General features: G+C 68.0%; 16 protein-coding genes and 1 pseudogene. All 17 read left to right on the forward strand.

The genetic code is table 11. The features are described 5' to 3' along the window. Nucleotides 1–234: pseudogene (locus NN2_RS38105) on the forward strand (insoluble domain protein); the annotation flags it as partial. Beyond that, entirely contained in the window at nucleotides 231–1,469 is a 1,239-nt protein-coding gene (locus tag NN2_RS08095; protein ID WP_169812385.1) for a cutinase family protein, read from the forward strand. The pseudogene NN2_RS38105 and the gene NN2_RS08095, both read left to right, overlap by 4 nt. After that, nucleotides 1,466–2,563 (forward strand): lipase family protein, encoded by a 1,098-nt coding sequence (locus NN2_RS08100; RefSeq protein ID WP_063011848.1) that lies wholly within the window; start codon nucleotides 1,466–1,468, stop codon nucleotides 2,561–2,563. The genes NN2_RS08095 and NN2_RS08100 overlap by 4 nt, the downstream gene beginning before the upstream one ends. A 72-nt stretch (nucleotides 2,564–2,635) precedes the next feature. Then, complete coding sequence (locus tag NN2_RS08105; RefSeq protein WP_169812386.1) at nucleotides 2,636–4,102, forward strand: cutinase family protein; 1,467 nt, start codon at nucleotides 2,636–2,638, stop codon at nucleotides 4,100–4,102. Between the two features lie 116 nt (nucleotides 4,103–4,218). Next, on the forward strand, nucleotides 4,219–4,914 hold the full coding sequence (locus tag NN2_RS08110; protein ID WP_063011852.1) for a DUF8176 domain-containing protein: 696 nt from the start codon (nucleotides 4,219–4,221) through the stop codon (nucleotides 4,912–4,914). Between the two features lie 648 nt (nucleotides 4,915–5,562). Continuing rightward, nucleotides 5,563–5,847 (forward strand): hypothetical protein, encoded by a 285-nt coding sequence (locus NN2_RS08115; RefSeq protein WP_063011854.1) that lies wholly within the window; start codon nucleotides 5,563–5,565, stop codon nucleotides 5,845–5,847. Between the two features lie 113 nt (nucleotides 5,848–5,960). Next, on the forward strand, nucleotides 5,961–6,896 hold the full coding sequence (locus NN2_RS08120; RefSeq protein ID WP_063011856.1) for an alpha/beta fold hydrolase: 936 nt from the start codon (nucleotides 5,961–5,963) through the stop codon (nucleotides 6,894–6,896). Beyond that, nucleotides 6,893–7,129 carry a hypothetical protein gene (locus tag NN2_RS08125; RefSeq protein WP_063011858.1) on the forward strand — a complete coding sequence of 79 codons (237 nt, stop codon included), beginning with the start codon at nucleotides 6,893–6,895 and terminating at the stop codon, nucleotides 7,127–7,129. The genes NN2_RS08120 and NN2_RS08125 overlap by 4 nt, the downstream gene beginning before the upstream one ends. A 25-nt stretch (nucleotides 7,130–7,154) precedes the next feature. Beyond that, nucleotides 7,155–7,793: a DUF8175 domain-containg protein gene (locus NN2_RS08130; RefSeq protein WP_063011860.1), complete on the forward strand. Its 639-nt coding sequence runs from the start codon at nucleotides 7,155–7,157 to the stop codon at nucleotides 7,791–7,793. Further along, nucleotides 7,790–8,593, forward strand: coding sequence for a DUF8175 domain-containg protein (locus NN2_RS37010; RefSeq protein ID WP_156511265.1), 804 nt, complete (start codon nucleotides 7,790–7,792; stop codon nucleotides 8,591–8,593). Before NN2_RS08130 ends, NN2_RS37010 begins: the two co-directional genes overlap by 4 nt. Then, nucleotides 8,590–9,993 carry a TrbL/VirB6 family protein gene (locus NN2_RS08140; RefSeq protein WP_156511266.1) on the forward strand — a complete coding sequence of 468 codons (1,404 nt, stop codon included), beginning with the start codon at nucleotides 8,590–8,592 and terminating at the stop codon, nucleotides 9,991–9,993. Before NN2_RS37010 ends, NN2_RS08140 begins: the two co-directional genes overlap by 4 nt. After that, nucleotides 9,990–11,468: an SCO6880 family protein gene (locus NN2_RS08145; RefSeq protein ID WP_063011866.1), complete on the forward strand. Its 1,479-nt coding sequence runs from the start codon at nucleotides 9,990–9,992 to the stop codon at nucleotides 11,466–11,468. Before NN2_RS08140 ends, NN2_RS08145 begins: the two co-directional genes overlap by 4 nt. Further along, nucleotides 11,465–13,186, forward strand: coding sequence for a putative type IV secretion/conjugal transfer ATPase (locus NN2_RS08150; RefSeq protein WP_063011868.1), 1,722 nt, complete (start codon nucleotides 11,465–11,467; stop codon nucleotides 13,184–13,186). Before NN2_RS08145 ends, NN2_RS08150 begins: the two co-directional genes overlap by 4 nt. 221 nt (nucleotides 13,187–13,407) lie before the next feature. Continuing rightward, complete coding sequence (locus tag NN2_RS08155) at nucleotides 13,408–14,208, forward strand: TnsA-like heteromeric transposase endonuclease subunit (protein ID WP_245658603.1); 801 nt, start codon at nucleotides 13,408–13,410, stop codon at nucleotides 14,206–14,208. Further along, nucleotides 14,205–14,687: a hypothetical protein gene (locus NN2_RS08160; RefSeq protein ID WP_063011870.1), complete on the forward strand. Its 483-nt coding sequence runs from the start codon at nucleotides 14,205–14,207 to the stop codon at nucleotides 14,685–14,687. Before NN2_RS08155 ends, NN2_RS08160 begins: the two co-directional genes overlap by 4 nt. 109 nt (nucleotides 14,688–14,796) lie before the next feature. Further along, nucleotides 14,797–15,297, forward strand: coding sequence for a hypothetical protein (locus NN2_RS08165; protein WP_063011872.1), 501 nt, complete (start codon nucleotides 14,797–14,799; stop codon nucleotides 15,295–15,297). Between the two features lie 272 nt (nucleotides 15,298–15,569). Then, nucleotides 15,570–16,703 (forward strand): C40 family peptidase, encoded by a 1,134-nt coding sequence (locus tag NN2_RS08170; RefSeq protein ID WP_082856819.1) that lies wholly within the window; start codon nucleotides 15,570–15,572, stop codon nucleotides 16,701–16,703. Nucleotides 16,704–17,051 lie beyond the last annotated feature (348 nt).

Raw genomic sequence — 17,051 nt, forward strand, 5'->3', positions numbered from 1 at the left:
GGGCTGATCGGCGGCACGATCGGCGGAATCGCCGGCGCGGCAGTAGGAACCGTGGTGCCGGTCCCGGTCGTGGGCACCGTTACCTCCGGCGTCGCGGGAACGGCGATCGGTGCCGCGGCCGGTGCGGTAGCGGGGGCGGCCATCGCTGGCATCCCCGCAGCGGTGGCCGGCGCATTGGCCGGCGGCACCGTCGGAGCCGGTTTCGGCGCCGGGGTCGGGGTGGGCCAGCCGTGACCACCACAATCCGTACCCTGACAACCCTGGCCGCGATCGCTGTCAGCACAGCATGCGCCGCGACGGTGACCGGCCTAGCTTCTGCCGCGGGGGCGGTGCCGATCGGTCCCGGCTGCCCGGCCCTCTATGTGATCGGGATCCAGGGCACCGGCCAATCGACTCCGGACCCGAGCGCGGACACCGGAGTGGTCGGGGCGCTGCTCGGCCAGGTGCAGGCAGCGGTCCCGACCTTGGTGCAGCACAGCACAGTTCCGTACCCAGCGGGCTTCGGCGGAATCGTTCCCGGCGGCGGACCGGAACCGTACGCAGAGTCGGCCAGCGAAGCGCTCGACGGCATCAACGCTGCCGCCACCGACATCGTCGCCGCCTGCCCCGACACCTTGCTGGCCGGCGTGGCGTATTCGCAAGGTGCGCAGGCGATGGCGCAATTCGCCCAGCAGGTCGGCGCCGGCAACGGGCCCGTCGCGCCGGACAAGATCGCTGGGATCGCGCTCTACGCCAACCCCAACCGCCTCCCGAACTCCCCGGTCATCCCGGGTCGGCCCGGACAGACCGTGCCCGACCCCGCACCGGGTACCGGAGGAGCCGCGGTGGCGGCGGTGCAGATTCTCAATCCGCCCGCGACCGGTAGTGGTATCGCTACCGACGGTGACGGCTACGGGTCATTGGCAGGCCGCATCGCCGATATCTGCACCGACGGCGACCTGGCGTGCTCGGCGCCCGACCACGCGGCCCTGCTACGCGTCGGCGCGGAAATCGCCGCCCAAGCCGACCTGCACGACCCCATCGCTGCCCTGATGACGATCAACGGACTGTTCTCGACGGGCATGGGCCGAGCATGGACCACGGTGCTCGCCGAGGACTTCCACACCGACCCCGGCAACGCCGACTACCTACCGGGAAAACCGTTGGCGCAGCGACTCATAGACGCCGCCGACCCCCGAACCCCCGCACCGGGCACGGATCAGGTGCAGGCAGCCGCCCAGCGATGGGATCAGATCACCGCCGCAGCGGCGGCGAACCCACTCGGCGTCGTGCCGAAACTGGCCGGCCAACTCGCCGCCGCCGGGGGCCAGCTGGTGGCAGACAACGCCGATCTCATCAACCCAGCGGTGTGGCTGCACTACGGCGACACCGTCGTCCGCCACAACGGCTACCTCACCAGCGGCCAACTCGCCTCCGGCGTCGCCTGGATGACCGCCCTCGCCCACGACGCCGCAGGACACCAGTCATGAACGACACCGGCACCGACTTCTACACCCCGCCCACCTTCCACGACTCCGGCGAGCCGGGGCGGATCCTGCGCATCCGCCCCACCGACACACCCAGGCTGGGCGGGGCTGGCGCGGCGTGGCAGCTGCTCTACACCTCCACCGACACCCACGGCGAGCTCACCGCGGCCTCGGGCATCGTGATCGCCCCTGACACCGATCCTCAGCTCGGGCCAGGCCCGATCCTGGTGTACCAGCCGAGCTTCCATGGACTTGGTGGACCCTGTGCACCGTCGCGGCTGCTGGCGATCGGTGCCGAACCCGACACCGAAGCGATCACCGCTGCGCTGGAGCGCGGATGGTTCGTCGCTGTCGCCGACGGGGAAAACCTCGGTGTCACCGGGCGAGGCCCGCACACCTTCCTCGCCGGCCGCGCCGCAGCGCACCACGCCCTCGACCTCGCCCGCGCCACCGCCACGATCCCGGACCTGAACGCGCAGGGATCACCGGTGGTGGCGTGGGGGTACGCCGACGGCGCCCGCGCGGTCACGGTCGCGGCGCAGCTGCACCGCTCCTACGCACCCGAGGTGGACCTGCGCGGTGTCGCGGCCGGTGCGACCATCACCGTTCCCGGCGCGCTGGTGGCGACGCTGAACACCAGCCCGTTTTCCGCGCTCGTGCTGGCCGGGCTCATCGGCTTGTCGCGCGCCTACCACCATCTCCCTCTGCGTCATGTGCTCTCGGCCGAGGGCAGACAGATCATCGCCGAAGCCGAAAACCGCAGTGCCCCGATGCTGCTGGCGCAGTACCGGCGCCCGATCGAGCACTGGTGCGATCGCGCGCAGCCCTGGACCGATCCCATGTGGCATTACGTCCTGGCCCGCGAAACCATCCCCGTCGACCAGCTACCGGGCGTGCCGGTGCACCTCTACCACGGTGCTCGCGACGCGCTGGTGCCGATCGGACAGAGCACCCGTCTGCTGTCGGCCTACCGCGAGGGCGGGGTCGAGGTGAGTTGGCGCAACTACGACCGCGGCCACGTCGACACCGCCCGCGACGCCATCACCGAAACCATCGCCCACCTGGCCGACTACCTCAACCGAAATCGCGAGGGGTGAAAAGCAATGCGATGCAGCACAACTCGGCACTTCCGAAAAGTCGACCGCAAGAACCTGGTTCGCCGGGTGTGCGTGACAGCGGTGGGGGTCTCGCTGATCGCCGTGGGCGGCGTCCAGGTAGCGACGGCTGATCCGGCGGTGCCGATCGGGGACCGGTGCCCGGTGTTGTTCGTGTTCGGTGTCCAGGGCCCGGACGAGTCGGCAACCGACACCGCACCGACTCTGGACACCGGTGCCCTCGGCCAACTGTTCACACCCCTGGAGGCGCGAGCCGGGGACCTGATCCAGCGTCTCTACATTCCCTACGGAACCAGCGAGACCGGCGAGCCCGAGCCCTACGACCGGGCCACCACCAACGCCGCGCAGCGGCTCGAATCCGAGGCCAGGGAAGTCGTACATCGTTGCCCGACAACGAAGATCGCGGCGGTCGGCTACGGGCAGGGCGCGGCTGCCGTCGCCGATTTCGCCCACCGCGTCGGCGACAACACCGCCACCGTGGAAGCCGATTCCATCGCCGGGATCGCTTTGCTGGCCAACCCAGCGCGAGCGGGCAGCGACGTTCTTCCTGGCCGCCCGGAACAGACGACCCCCGCACCAGCACCCGACACCACTGGAGCAGCGGTCGCGTCTATCCACTTCGCCAACACATCGCGCAACGGCACCGGCATCAGCGCCAACGGTAGCGAGGACGCGGGATTCGGGGCATTGGCCGGTCGAGTCGCCGACCTCTGCGTACCAGGTGATCTGGCGTGCGACGCCCCCGCCGGTTCGCCATTGACGCAGACGGTGAAAAACATTGCCGCTCAATCCAACCTCGGTGATCCGGTCGCCGCCATCTCGACCATTGCTCAGGCGCTGGCGGCCACGACCTGGAAAACGGCAGTCGGCGTCGTCACCGACGACATCGCCGGCAACAGCCTGGACGAGCTGAGCTACCAACCGACCAAACCCCTGGGGCAACGCTTGGCGGAGGCGTCGGACCCGAGCACCCCGATGCCCGGTCCCGACGACGCGCTGGCCGCGTTGTTCCGGATCGGCACGATCGGACTCAACACCGTGGTGTCGGTGGCGCAGAAGGTATTCACCCCGGCCACGATCGCCGAGCTGGCCACGATCGGCATGGCCAACCCCGCCGCCGCCCTCGGCGTCCTCGGCACGAAACTCGCCGGCGCGGTCGCCGACCTGATCCCGCCGCACAGCGCGCTGGGTTGGGTGAACCAGGCCTTCGACGCGATCACCTCCACCGTCACCGACGACAACCAGCTCTACCAACTGGCCACCTACACCCAATACAGCGACACCGCAGGCCACCACGCCGCCTACACCAGCACCCCCGCCACCCCAACCGGAACACCGGCCGTGGACGCGGTCGCCGACTGGTTCACCGCACTGGCCCACGACCTCGCTGCCACCGACCCCAGCATGGCAACGCCACCACCCCCGACAACCACCACCGAGCCGGCCGTATCGACGACGCCCGGTTCCGTCCCTGAGCGGACCGGCACGGCAACCCCTCCCCCTGCCGTGCCGAGTCCTTGAAACCCCTTCGGCGGAGACGGTTTCTCTGCGCCAGAGAGATCAGATCGTTCCTCGCGGGCCGACTCCGCCGAAGGGCCCCACTCACCCACTCACCCACGTCGAGGAGGTGAACCACCGTGCCACACAACACATCCACCGAAACCGCTTTCACCCCCGGCGACGAATGGCGCTGGCTCGAGCCCCGCTCTCCGGCAGAACCGCAGTCCGAACCGACGCAACTGCATCCGGAATGTGACGACACCCATCTCGCACCGGAGGTAGGGGGACAGGAGCATCCGCGGCTCGGTATGCCGTCCGCGCGGGTGTGGATGGTCGTAGGTGCGACGGTGACGGTGGCTGCTGTGCTCGTGCTGATCGGCGCGCTGACGGTCGCTGATCGTGGCGGACATACCCCGGTTCCGGCCCACACCGCGGCCCCGCCCACGAGCAGCGCCGCCGTCGCCAGCGGGGCGTGCGCGGGACTGTCCGGAACGACGGTCACCGACCGCGAAGGTGACACAGCGACGATCGCCGGGGTAGTGGCCTCGTTCGAGAACGCCTACTACCGGCTCCGCGATGTCGACGCCGTCCTGCGGGTTGTCGCACCAGAGGCGGGTCTGGCGGCCGATGCGCTCGCCGCCGGAATCGCCTCCATCCCGGCCGGTAGCACCTACTGCGTGGCAATCACCCCGATCGCGGCCGGCAGCGCGAACGTGCACGTGGTCGAACAGCATCCCGACCGCACCCGCATCGACTACCTGCAAGTAATCAACATCCGCCCGACCGACAACGGTCTGCTGATCACCAACATCCAGAAGCAGGCCGGACCATGACCGACCTCGCCACATACACCCACGATGAGCCCGCCGACGGCCGTCTCGACCCGATTACCGTCACCGGGCCCGACCCGGAACATCGTGCGCCGGTGCGGAATTCACCGCTGCATGTCACCGGGATGTATCCGCCGCTGTTCGCGGTGCTCGGCGCCCACGGCGGCGCGGGCACCTCGACGCTGGCCCGGTGGTGGGTACACGCCGCCGACACCGGCCTGGCGTGGCCCGCCTCGACCGTGACCACCCAGCGGGTAGTGGTCGCGGCCCGCGACTGCCTGCCCGGGCTGGTCGCGGCCGCGGACCGGCTACGGGAATGGCACGCCGGGCTCACACCTTCCGGGGTGACCGTGGTCGGGCTCGTGCTCGTCCCGCCACGGCCCGGGCGAGTTCCGCTGGCGGTGCGTCGCTACCGCAGCACGGTCGCCGCCCTGGTCGAGGGCGCTGTGTGGTCGATCCGCTGGCACGACGAACTGCTCACCCACGAACTCGACGACCTCGCCACCTACGCACCCAGCGATCCACCGCCCCCGCGGCGAGCCCACCCGAGCGACGCGGTCCCCGTCGACGTCTACCGGACCGGGGCCGCGATCACCGCCCTCATCGGCGCCACCCGGCGATCCAAGCCGATTCCACACCTAGGAGATCGTCATGACCTTGATCGTCGTCGACAGTATCGCTGTTCTGGCCCAACAGATTCCGATCACGCCGCAACCGCCTCCGGGCTCGGAGGGGCTGACCAAAGTAGTGAACTGGCTGGCCTGGGCGGTGATGCTCGCCGGTATCGCAGCGCTCATCTACGCCGGTGGCAAATTCGGGTGGGAACGCTGGCACGGCGGCGCGGTGGAGAGCCCCAAGATCGTGCTCGGCGCCCTCGTCGGCGGAATCATCGCCACCAGCGCCGGATCCATCATGACTCAAATCGTCGCCAAATAAACAGTGCACCAACGGATCCGGCTTGCCGCACACACGGGTGACGGGGCACCTCGAAACGCCGGACCCAACCGTCTCAACAAGTACTCGATTCTGAAACAAAGGAAGTCACACCTATGCCAGTCACCGACACCTTCCCGTTGGTCATGACCACCAGCGACGGGCTGATGCTGGCCGGAGATCGTTGTGGGCCAACGTTCGCCGCAGCGACCGTTGTCTATGTTCATGGGTTGCTGTGCGACGGCAGCTGGTGGCAACCGCTGATCGAGCATGTCCACGATCGCCTCGACGGCCAGATCGCTCAAATCGTCTGGGATCAACGCGGGCACGGCCGCTCGGGACGCCCTCACCGCAGCGTCGAAACCACCCTCGAGCATCTGGCCGACGATCTCGACGCCGTGCTCACCCAGGCAACAGGGTCGGTGGTGCTGGTGACGCATTCGGCCGGGTCCATGGTCGCTGCGGCGTACGTGCAGCGATACCCGACGCGCGCGGCTGCCCTGTCGGGACTGGTGCTGTTCAACGGCACCGGTGAGTTCCCCGAATTTCCGTCCCTGCCAACGTATTTCACGACTGCGGCGGCGCGGATCAAGATGCTTCGCTACGGCATGTTCGACCATGTCGCGGCCGCGGCTGCGTCGGTGGCCGAACGACGCTTTCGCCGGACGGCACGGCGGCTGGGGTCTAGGGCTCCGCTGGCGACCGGGGCTCGTGCGGGTGATCCGCGGGTGCTGACCGACCTCATGCACGCCTACCGCCACTTCTACCTCGACCCCGAGACCGCGGCCGGGTTGCGGTCGCTTCCGTCGTTCGTGGTCACCGGCGACCGCGACCGGGTCGTCCCCGCCGCTCAATCGTTCCGGTTCGCTGAGAAGATCTGGGCCGACCAGCAGGTGGTGCCCGGTGCCGGGCACTCGCTACCGAGAAGTGAACCGGAGACGGCCGCCGAGGTGATCGTCGCGGCCCTTGAGGTCGCCTACCGCGCCGATGTCGACCAGCTGCTGCTCGATCAGGACGGCGAGTTGGCCGCCGACACCGATGGTGCGCCGTGAGCGCCACCACCCGCCTGGACCCGAAAGTCCTCGCCCCGCTGACCCAGCTGCTGGGGTGGCTGGCGTGGGTGGTGCTGCTGCTCGCGATCGCCCGCACCATCTGGATCGGCTGGCAGCTGGCTTGGCGGCTGCACCGCGAGGAAGCGATCGAAGGACTCGCCGGCGCCCTGCTCGCCGCCGTCCTCGTCGGCTCCGCCAGCGGCATCGCCGCCGCCCTGTTCCCCACCCACTGAACTCCGAACCCCTGGGGAGACACCAGTGAACCCACACCCCACCCACCGCCCCGGCCTCATCGCCCTGATCGGACTGCTCGGGATCGCCACCCTCACCGGCTGCACCGGCCCCGACGACCACACCGACCCGCCCGCGACCCCCTCACTGCCCGTGGACGTCCACGCCGCACCAACCAACGTGACAACCGTTGTGTACCAAGACATCTCGCTTCCAGTGGCCGACCAAGGCCCTCGCGCGGTGACCGGCGCGGTCGCGGCAGGGTTCACACATTCCCCTGTCGGGGCGGCGCTGGCGGCCATTCACGCCATCGTGCGGATGTCCCTGGCGCCCGACGATCAGTGGGACCTCGTCGGCCAACAGATGCTCGCCCCCGGCACCGGACGCGATGACTGGGCCGTCGCACGAGCCCAAATGTCGATCACCACCCGGGCCACCGGCGCGCCACCGAAGATCGTCGGCTACCGCGTCACCGGCTACACCCCAGACCGGGCCGACACCGCGATCTACACCCAGCAACCCGACACATCGCTGACCTGCAACACCGCCACCGTCATCTGGCAGGCCGGCGACTGGAAACTGCTGCTGCCCGACGGACACCACCCCGCACTCGTGACGGCACCCAACACGCTGCCCACCGACACAATCCTGCTCCCGATCCGATGAAGACCACCACCACGACCCCACCACCGAACCGCCACCGCTGGCTCGGACTCGCCGTCGCCCTGGCCGTCCCGCTCAGCGGATGCGGCACTGACGCCGCTCAACCCTCGTCCGCCGGTTTATCCACAACGACCCCCACGGCTGCGGCGCGGCCCAGGCTCAGCGCGACACCGGCACAGCCTCCGACCACCGACCTGTTCGGCAACCGCCTTGACGTCGTCGGCGACGAAGGGCGCGCGCTTACCCAATATCCGGCCACGCGCACCAGCTCATCGGCGGCCGACTATCTCACCGCGGCGCCAGCGCAAATGTCTTGGCAACGCGGATGGGGTGGCGCCGCGCTACCAGTTTCGGGCAGTGACGGGCCGGCTTACATCGACCACGGGATCGCCTCCGGGTTCGCCGACACCCCGCAAGGCGCGGCGCTTGCTGCCTGCGACGCGATCGCCCGCGCCCTCGCCGCGCCAGAAGAAGTGTGGCAGAACGTGGTTCGGGCTCGATTCGTCGGGGACACCGACGCATTCATCGCCAGGATGACGCGCAGCCGCACCCGCACACCGGATGCCGCCCGCTATCTCACCGTCCCCGACGGCATCCGCATCCGCCCCGGCTACCGCCCCGACTTCGCCGTCGTCGACATCGCCACCCCAACCCGCGACGGCTACACCTACGCCTCCTGGCCCATGACCTACGACCACGACGACTGGCGAGTGCGACTACCTGACGACATCGAAACCCTCTGGCAGCCAGGCGATCCCATCGAAAACCTTGCCGGCTTCGGGCAATGGAGGACCACCACATGACGACATCCATCGCCGCCGTCAACCATGCTCAGCTGCCGGACATCGTGTGCGACCTGCCCACCGGACCCGGCGCCGTGTGCGCGCTGAAACAACTCGGCGGCGACGCCGCCAACTCCGTAGCAAATTCCGCATTCGACAGCATGGTCGACTCCCTGATCGACGGTATGACCAAGGCGCTCAGAATCGACGTGACCTGGTGGGTCAATCTGCCGTCCCCGCAGTTGGCGACGTCCACGGGGGAGCCGGGGCCTGCTCTGACGTCGATTCGGAGCTACACCAGCGGATTGCCAGTTCTGCTGATGATCGCGGGCATCTTGTTCGCCGCCGCCCGGCTGGCGATGGCCAAACGTGGTGGCGTCGCGGGGGAAGCGCAGGAGAGCTTCCTCATGTTCGCGCGGGCGGTGTTCGCCTCCATGATGTTCTCCGCGTTGATCACCACCGGCACGAAAGCCGGTGACGCATTCAGTCATTGGGTGATCAACGACGCCACCGGCGGCGACCTGCACGGAGCAGTCGAGCGGCTGGTCGACAACAACCTGCGCGATCACAGCAACCTCGGCTCCGGCATCCTGCTCGTGCTAGGCATCCTCGGCCTGATCAGCATGCTCGTGCAACTCGCGATGCTGGTCATCCGCCAAGCCGTGCTCATCCTGGTGGTCGCCGCGATTCCGCTGGCCGCGGCCGCCGCCGGAACCGGGCCCGGTTCGCAGGCGTACAAGCGGATGCTGTCGTGGTCGCTGGCGTTCGTGCTGTGGAAACCGGTCGGCGCCCTCATCTACGCGATCGCCTTCACCGCCGCAGGCACGAAAACCCAGGATCAGCAACAAGACCCGCAACTGGTGCTGCTCGGCATGATTCTGCTGTTGTCGGTGACGATCGTGCTGCCGGCCTTGATGCGGCTGGTCGCCCCGGCAGTGGCCACTCTCGGCGGCGGGGGAGGAGCAGGCGCCGCACTCGCCGGCGGCGCCCTCGGCATCGCCATGGGCGCAGCCGGAGGTGACCGTTCCGCGGCCCGCAAGATGACCGAAGGCGAAAACGCCACCGCCAGCGGAGCCGGAGGCGGTAGTCCCCACCCGCCCCCGAGTGGCCCGTCGGGCGGGGCAGGAGGTGGCCGTCCCCTCTCGGGCGGGACCGGTGGTGGTGGAGCTTCGCCCGGTCGCGGGGCCTCATCCGCAGGGTCCGGGCCGGCGGGAACCGGGGGCCGGTCGGCGGGCTCCGCGGGACAAGCCGGTGGCAGTTCGGGTGCGGCCAGTGGCGCGGGCGCGGGCGTCGCTGGAGCGGCCGTCATGGGCACGCAGTTGGCCGGTCAGGGGGTGCGGTCGGCGAGTTCGGCGGTCGAGTCCCAATCCGGTGACAGCTGGGATATCGACGCGCCCGGCCCGTTGGAGGTGCGGCGATGACCAGTCCCCGCATGTACGGCAGATGGGAGAAACCGCGCTCGGCCGGGTTCTTCGGCATGACGTGGGGAGTGAGCATGCTCGCGCTGGCCCTGCTGATCACCGTGATGGCTACCTTCATGCTCACCCGATCCGTACCCGCGACGCTGATCGTGCTTGCTTGCGCCGCAATGGTTTTCACGCCGCTTGTCGTCACCGTCGATGGCAGGACCGGGTGGGAGACGGCGGTCTTGCGGGTCCAGTTCGCGGCGGCGAAAGCGCGGGGTGAACTGCTGTATCGGTCCGGCCGGTTCTCCCGGATACCGGGAGTGTCGAGATTGCCTGGGCTGCTTGCTGATTCACGCCTGGCCGAGTGGGAGACCCCTGGCGGGAAGCGGTTCGCGATCATCCATGTTCGCCGCACCGATCACTGCACGGTGGTGCTGCGGGTGCTGCCGCGCGGGAAGGAACTGGTCGACCAAGCCCAAATCGATGCCTGGGTCGGCGAGTACGGGCATTTCCTGGCCTCGCAGTCACGCGGCGGTGAGGTCGTCGCGGTCACCTCGGTGCTCGAGAACGTCGCCGAAACACATCTCAAGCAACGCCGCGAAGTCGCACGCCTGGTCCGGCCGCAGTCGCCGCAGTTCGCGCGCGCGGTGATGCGGGAGGCCGCCGCAGATATCGGCGGAGTGGGCGTGCGGATCGAGGCCCGCATCGCGATCACCTACCGCGCCATCGGCACCTCCCGCAAAACGCGGCAGGATCTGCCCGAGCAGGCCCGCGAGATCGGGCAGCGCCTGCAAGGGGTGCTGTCTCAGCTGGCCCGTGCGGGGCTGCCGGCCACGCCGTTGCAGGCGTGGGAGGTGCTGGGGCTGGTGCGGTCGCGCTACGACCTGGCTGCCCAGCGCGATATCGAAGCCGTCGGCCCGGCGATCACCGATACACAGTCGTGGGATTCGGTGGGCCCGATCGCGCACGAGGACCGCTGGGACCATCTGGTGCACGACGGGGCCCGATCCATCACGTGGGAAATGGATGCTCCGCCGCGGGGCGCGGTGTTGGAAACCGGTCTGGAGGAGTTGCTGCGCCCGCGCGCGGATGTGCCACGCAAACGGGTCGCGATCGTGTACCGCCTGCATTCGGCGGCCGAGGCCACCGACATCGTCGACTCCGACTTCCGCGACGCGCTCGCAGCCGAGCAGACCGAACGCGGCATCGCCTCGGCCGCCGCATCCATCCGCGTCGACAACACTCGCGCCGCCCGTCAGGAACAAGCCCGCGGCGCCGGCCTCACCCGATTCGGGGTCCTGGTCACCGTCACCGACGTCCTCGACGCCGACCTGCCGGGCATCGAAGCCTCCGTACGCACCATGACCGCGGCATCACGGCTGCGGGTGCGCCGCTGCTACGGCTCCCAAGCAGCCGCCTTCGCCGCCTCCCTCGGCATCGGACTGATCCTGCCCGAACACACCTCGATCTCGAAGCGGTTCAGCGCATGAACATCCATAACGAGACCCGGAAGGCCCGCCGTCCGCGAACGACGACCGTCGCGGGGATCCGCGTATTGACATCCCAGGCCCGCGCAGAGGCCGAAACGGCCGCCGCCAGGCGCGGTCTGACCGCGGTGCGCGCTCGCTGGGCACTGTCGAGTGACGATCATCGCCGCGCCACTGCCGCACGACGGGTGGAGGATTCGGTTCGCGACGGGTTCGCTGTGCCCGCAGCGGGTCTGACCGACCGCGGGTACCGCGGCGTCGGCGGTGGCCGCGCGACAGTGGTGCCAGCGACACCGGAATGGCGGGCGACCACGGTGCAGGTGGCCGGATTGTGGCCCTTCGCGGTCGGCGCGACCGCCCCGGTGGTCGGTTGCCCGGTCGGCTCGCATTACGTCACGGGCGCGCCGGTGCACTTCGATCCGATGTCGTGGTTCGCCCGCGGATTCATCACCGCACCGATCGCGTTCGTGCTGGCACTCAACGGATTCGGCAAATCCTCGCTGATCCGGCGCCTGGCGACAGGGGCGGTCGCAGCCGGGGAAACCGTGCTGTGCATGGGCGACACGAAACCCGACTACCGCGATCTGGTCGAAGCCCTGGGTGGGCAGGTCGTCGACCTCGGATACGGGCACGGCAGCATCAACCCACTCGCTGTCGGCGCGCTCGGAACCATCATTGACCAGCTCCCGAATCTGGATCAGCGCCGCCAGGTCGCCGCTCGTGTCGAAGCCGGACAGGTCAACATTGTGGCCGGGCTCATCGAGCTGGTCCGCGGGTCCCGCGTCGCCGACTACGAAGAAACCCTCATCGCCGCCGGTCTGCGCGAACTCTACAGCCCCGCAGTCGGTTTCACCCCGCAGCGGCCACCACGGCTGTCCGATTTGCTGGCCACGATCTCCGGCGGCGCAGACCGATTGCGGCAGTTCGCCGAGGAAGACGACGACGTCGCGTTCCGGGCGGCGACCAAAGTGCTGCGCCGCTCGCTGCGCGCGGTGATCGAGGGCCCGTGGGGACAGATCTTCGACCGTCCCACCAGCACACCCCTCGATCTGAACAGCCCCGCGGTGTGCATCGATGTGTCCCGCATCCCTGAAGGCGACACGAAGCTGCTGGCGGCAGTACTGATGGTGTGCTGGAGCGAGGGCTTCGGCGCGGTCGCCGCCGCTCACGCCCTCGCCGACGCAGGTCTCGCGCCGCCGCGCACGTTCGAGGTCGTCATGGACGAGATCTGGCGGGTGCTGGGCGCGGGGGAGTTCATGGTCGACCGCGTCGACGCCTTGACCCGGTTGAACAGGCCGCTGGGCACCGGGTTGATCATGTGCAGCCACACCATCAAAGACCTCGCTGCCTTCGACTCGCCGGCTGCGCAAGCCAAAGCCCTGGGTTTCTTCGAACGCGCCCGCGCCAAAATCATCGGCCCCGTCGGACCGGAAGAGATCGAACGCCTCCGCGCCGCGGTATCCATCACCGACACCGAGAAACTACTCGTCACCTCCTGGGCCGCGCCGCGACCCCCGACCGACGATCACCTCGGCAACACCGGCATACGCGAAACACCCCCCGGCACAGGATGTTTCCTGCTCAAAACAGGTGAAGCCGACGCGCCCGGCATCCCGTTCCGCATGACCTTCACCCCCACCGAGCGCGACCGAGACATCCACAACACCAACCGCCGCTTCTCCCACCTGACCGGCGGGCAGGTCGATACCCCACAAATGTAGGTTCCCATGATTTTGACGCCTTTCCCATCTATTTGTCGCCGACTTGTCGCTTACGACAGTTCGGTGGGAATCCGGTCCGGCGTGTCAGCGCCTCATACTCAGCAGGAGAAGTTTGGTGACGCCATGAATAATCAAGGCAGAGGCCACTTTTGGGCCAGCGTCGCGGGGGTCGTCCCAAATTCTGAAGTGGCCGTGCGATTTCGCGGCGACGACGGCGTTTCGTGGATACGACATTGCGGCGGTTGCCGATTGATGAGGTGTTGTCGGGGCGCCCGGTTCGTGAGTTCCGCTGGTGGAAGAGCAAACGTCACTATTCGGGCTGGTACTGGTCCTCGACCGCTGACGGGCACGTGGTCTACGAAAGCCGCCTCGAGTTGGCGAGAATTTTTCTGGCAGATCAGGACCGGGATGTCGTGGCAATCGCGGCGCAGCCGTTCCTGCTCGAGGGCGTTGACGGCGACCGGGTGCGCAGGCATGTACCGGATCTACTGCTGGCCGGATCCGGTGGCCAGCTCACGGTGGTCGATGTGAAATCAGCTGCCCGAGTGTCGGATCCGAAGTCAGCGGCTCAGTTCGAGTGGCCGCGTGGTGTTCGCGATGAGCACGGTCTCGGCATCGAGGTCTGGTCCGGGTGTGATCCCGTGTTGCTGGCCAATGTCCGATTCCTGGCCGGGAATCGACGGCCCGTCACGATAGCGCTGGAATTGGCCGACGCGGTGATGGCGGCCGTGAGCGAGCCTGTCGAACTCGGCCTCCTGGAGCGGAGTCTGGCGCGGTCGGCGCCGCCGTTGGTGATCCGGCCGGTGATCTTGCACCTGTTGTGGCGATCGTGGCTGGCGGCGGACATGATCCGGAATCTGAGAAGCCTGTGCGAATCCCCAGGTCGTGAACCGCCTGTCCGCAAGGTCCGGCGAGAACCTACACGCGACGCCGACACCTCTGCACCTGAAGGTTCTCATGCCACGGCAACTACGTCGAGGTTGGCCGGCCTGCGGGTGCGACGAGGCGGGTTGCGCCGATGAGCGAACCCGCTGACTTCGTAGTGCTGCATATGGACGGCACGGCGAGTTGGGGTGTGGGCGACGTCGACAGCATCATGGATGCTCTCGGTGTCGACACGGTGCGCCTCGATATCAGTGGTGCAGGCCGGGTGCAGGTCTGGCATACGGACTCGACTCCTGTCGCGAACCCACTCAGTGAGCGGGTCCTCACCAGGCTCGGGTATCGGGCTCCGACTGGCTGGAACGGTCCGATTGCACTGACCACGAGGGCGTTTGGCCGCCTGGATATCGCCGCGCCATTGGCGGAGGACGTATCCGAAGCGGTGGAAGAGCTGGCCACGGAAGTGGAGGCCACTGCCGTGGCGGCAGGGGCTCACACCACGCAGATGGTCGACACCGCGCTACCACCTGACAGGGATACCGCTCTCGCCGAGGACACGGTTGTCGCGGCGCCACTGGACCCGACGTCACACGTGCCCGACATGGGAGCCGACCTGTGACCACTACGGATTTCAGTTGTCGCTTACGGCAAGTCGGCGGAAATTCCTGTGCACCGCATTGGGGGAGAACAAGTTTCACCAAACCGTCCTATCGAGAGGATGCGAGTCGATGAACTTCCACGCCGATTTTGTGGTGCTCCACCCGGGCGGCGAAGCCCTCTACGGGTCGCGCGACCGCGATCAGAGCACGCGTGATGCCATACGCACGCATGTGCCCGACCTGTCCACCCAAGGCGTGGGAAGAGTGCGGGCCTGGTTCGCCGATAACTTCTCGAGGCCTGATTTGCGTCCAAACCCGCTGGCCGACCAAGTACTTGCCCGCTTGGGCTACAAGCACCCGACCGGCTGGTACGGACCGGTTGCGGTGACCATGGAGGAAGACATGGCGGGTCATATCCCGCCACTGGACCCCAAAGTCCGCGAGACAGTCGACGCGCTGCTCGCGCCGGTGGAAGGTACTGCGATCCATGCCCCAACCCGCGCGACGGACGTCCACTCCGAGTTGCTGAGCGGCTTCGATGTCGCATCGATGGACGAGTTAAACAGCACGACAACAGAATTCACGTCACAGCCTGTCTTCGACGTGCCTGACACGGGACTTGACCTGTGACTCTACAAACGAGTTTGGCTCCGCGCCCCATCGGATTCGGCGAACGAGCGGACAAGGCGTGGAATTACCACACGAGAGGCGCAGTTGCGCAACAACTTTCGCGCGCAGGAACCGCCGCCTACCGCTTCATGTCGGATGGCCACGCCAAGTCGGTGGGAATTCGGGACGAGCACTCGGCTGGAGCGAGCCTCAGGCGACAAATTCGACGACCACCTACAACAAATGGGATCCACGGTGAAGGCTGCCGATGCGTGGGAGGACGGCGGTGAGTGATGTCCTCCAGAACCCTCCTCGCGGGCATCGTGTCGTTGCCCATCGCGTTGATCCTGTTCCTGGCCTTACTGGTCGGAATACAGCCCGCGGACTCGTGTGCGACCGACGTGCTCGCTGGGGGAGTGGCGGGCTCGACCGGTCAGTCGCTGGAGGGGTTGAACGAGCGGCAGTTGGAGTTGGCGCGCAACGGTGTCGTGATCGGCAAACAACGCCGGGCTCCGGAGTCGGTGATCATCGCCGAGCTCGCGGCGATGATCACCGAATCGACGTTGCGCAACCTCGCGAATTCCAACGTGCCGGAATCGCTGAGCTTCCCCAACGACGGCGTCGGCGCGGATCACGATTCGGTGGGCCCGCACCAGATGCGCGTCAGCGTCTGGGGAAGCGCCGGGATCGCCACACTGATGAACACGATCTATCAGATCAACTGGTTCTACAACCAAGCCGCCACCATCACCGGCGCCGCCTCGATGACCTCGGCCGAACTCGCCCAAGCAGTCGAAGTGTCCGCGCCGAACGCCTATGCCGGACAACTGGACCTGGCCCAACGCCTCTACGCGATGTTCGCCGACATCGACCCAGCGTCCCTGCCCGCCACCGCGTCAGGGCAACCGCCGCCAGGATGTGGACCCGGTTCGGGACCACCCGGCGCGCCGGTGCCGGCCAGTGGCTTGGGGCAAGCGGTCGTGGCGGCGGCCCAGCAGTGGATCGGCACCCCGTACGTGTGGGGTGGCGGAGATGCGAACGGACCGACGGGCGGTGGCTTCGACTGCTCGGGGTTGACGTTGTACGCGGTCTACCAGGCGTCGGGTGGCCGAATCCGGTTGCCGCACTACACCCAAGCACAACAAGACGACCCTGCAGCGCACGCGGTGCCGTTCGATCAACGCCAACCCGGGGATCTGATCTTCTTCACCACCGTCGGCGAGAGCGATTCCCACCATGTCGCCGTGTACGCGGGCCGCGCCGCCGACGGCACCGACCTGGTCGTACACGCCCCCCAAACCGGCCAAACCGTCGCCACCGCCCCTCTGGCCCGAGTCGCCGGAATCGACCACCTCGACGTCCGCCGCTACAGCACCCCACCACCACAACCGCGAAGCCCCACAGCGGAGGAGGGAAAGCACCTGTGACAAAAGACTATCCGCATCGCCAACGTCGTCGATCCGTTCGTGGACGTTCCACACCTCCGTCGTCGAAGCGTCGCGCCACCGGTACCGCTACTGCTACCACCGGCTCAGACAGTAACGACAGCTCCACCCACGAGCAACGGCTCGCAGCACGGGCGTCATCGGGGCCGCATCTTCTGGCCTGGGTTGCCGCGACGCGGCAGACCTTCACCATCTGCCGGCCCGACGGATACACGGTGGCACACGATCGCTTCCACCGAGACCTCCTCATCGACAGCGACGACGCCGCCATCGAAGCCGCAGCGCTGCAAGCGATATGGCTCGCCGCGCACGGGAAAGACCTGTGGGGCG

This window comes from Nocardia nova NBRC 15556, assembly GCF_001613005.1.
In the GTDB taxonomy this organism is placed as follows: domain Bacteria; phylum Actinomycetota; class Actinomycetes; order Mycobacteriales; family Mycobacteriaceae; genus Nocardia; species Nocardia nova.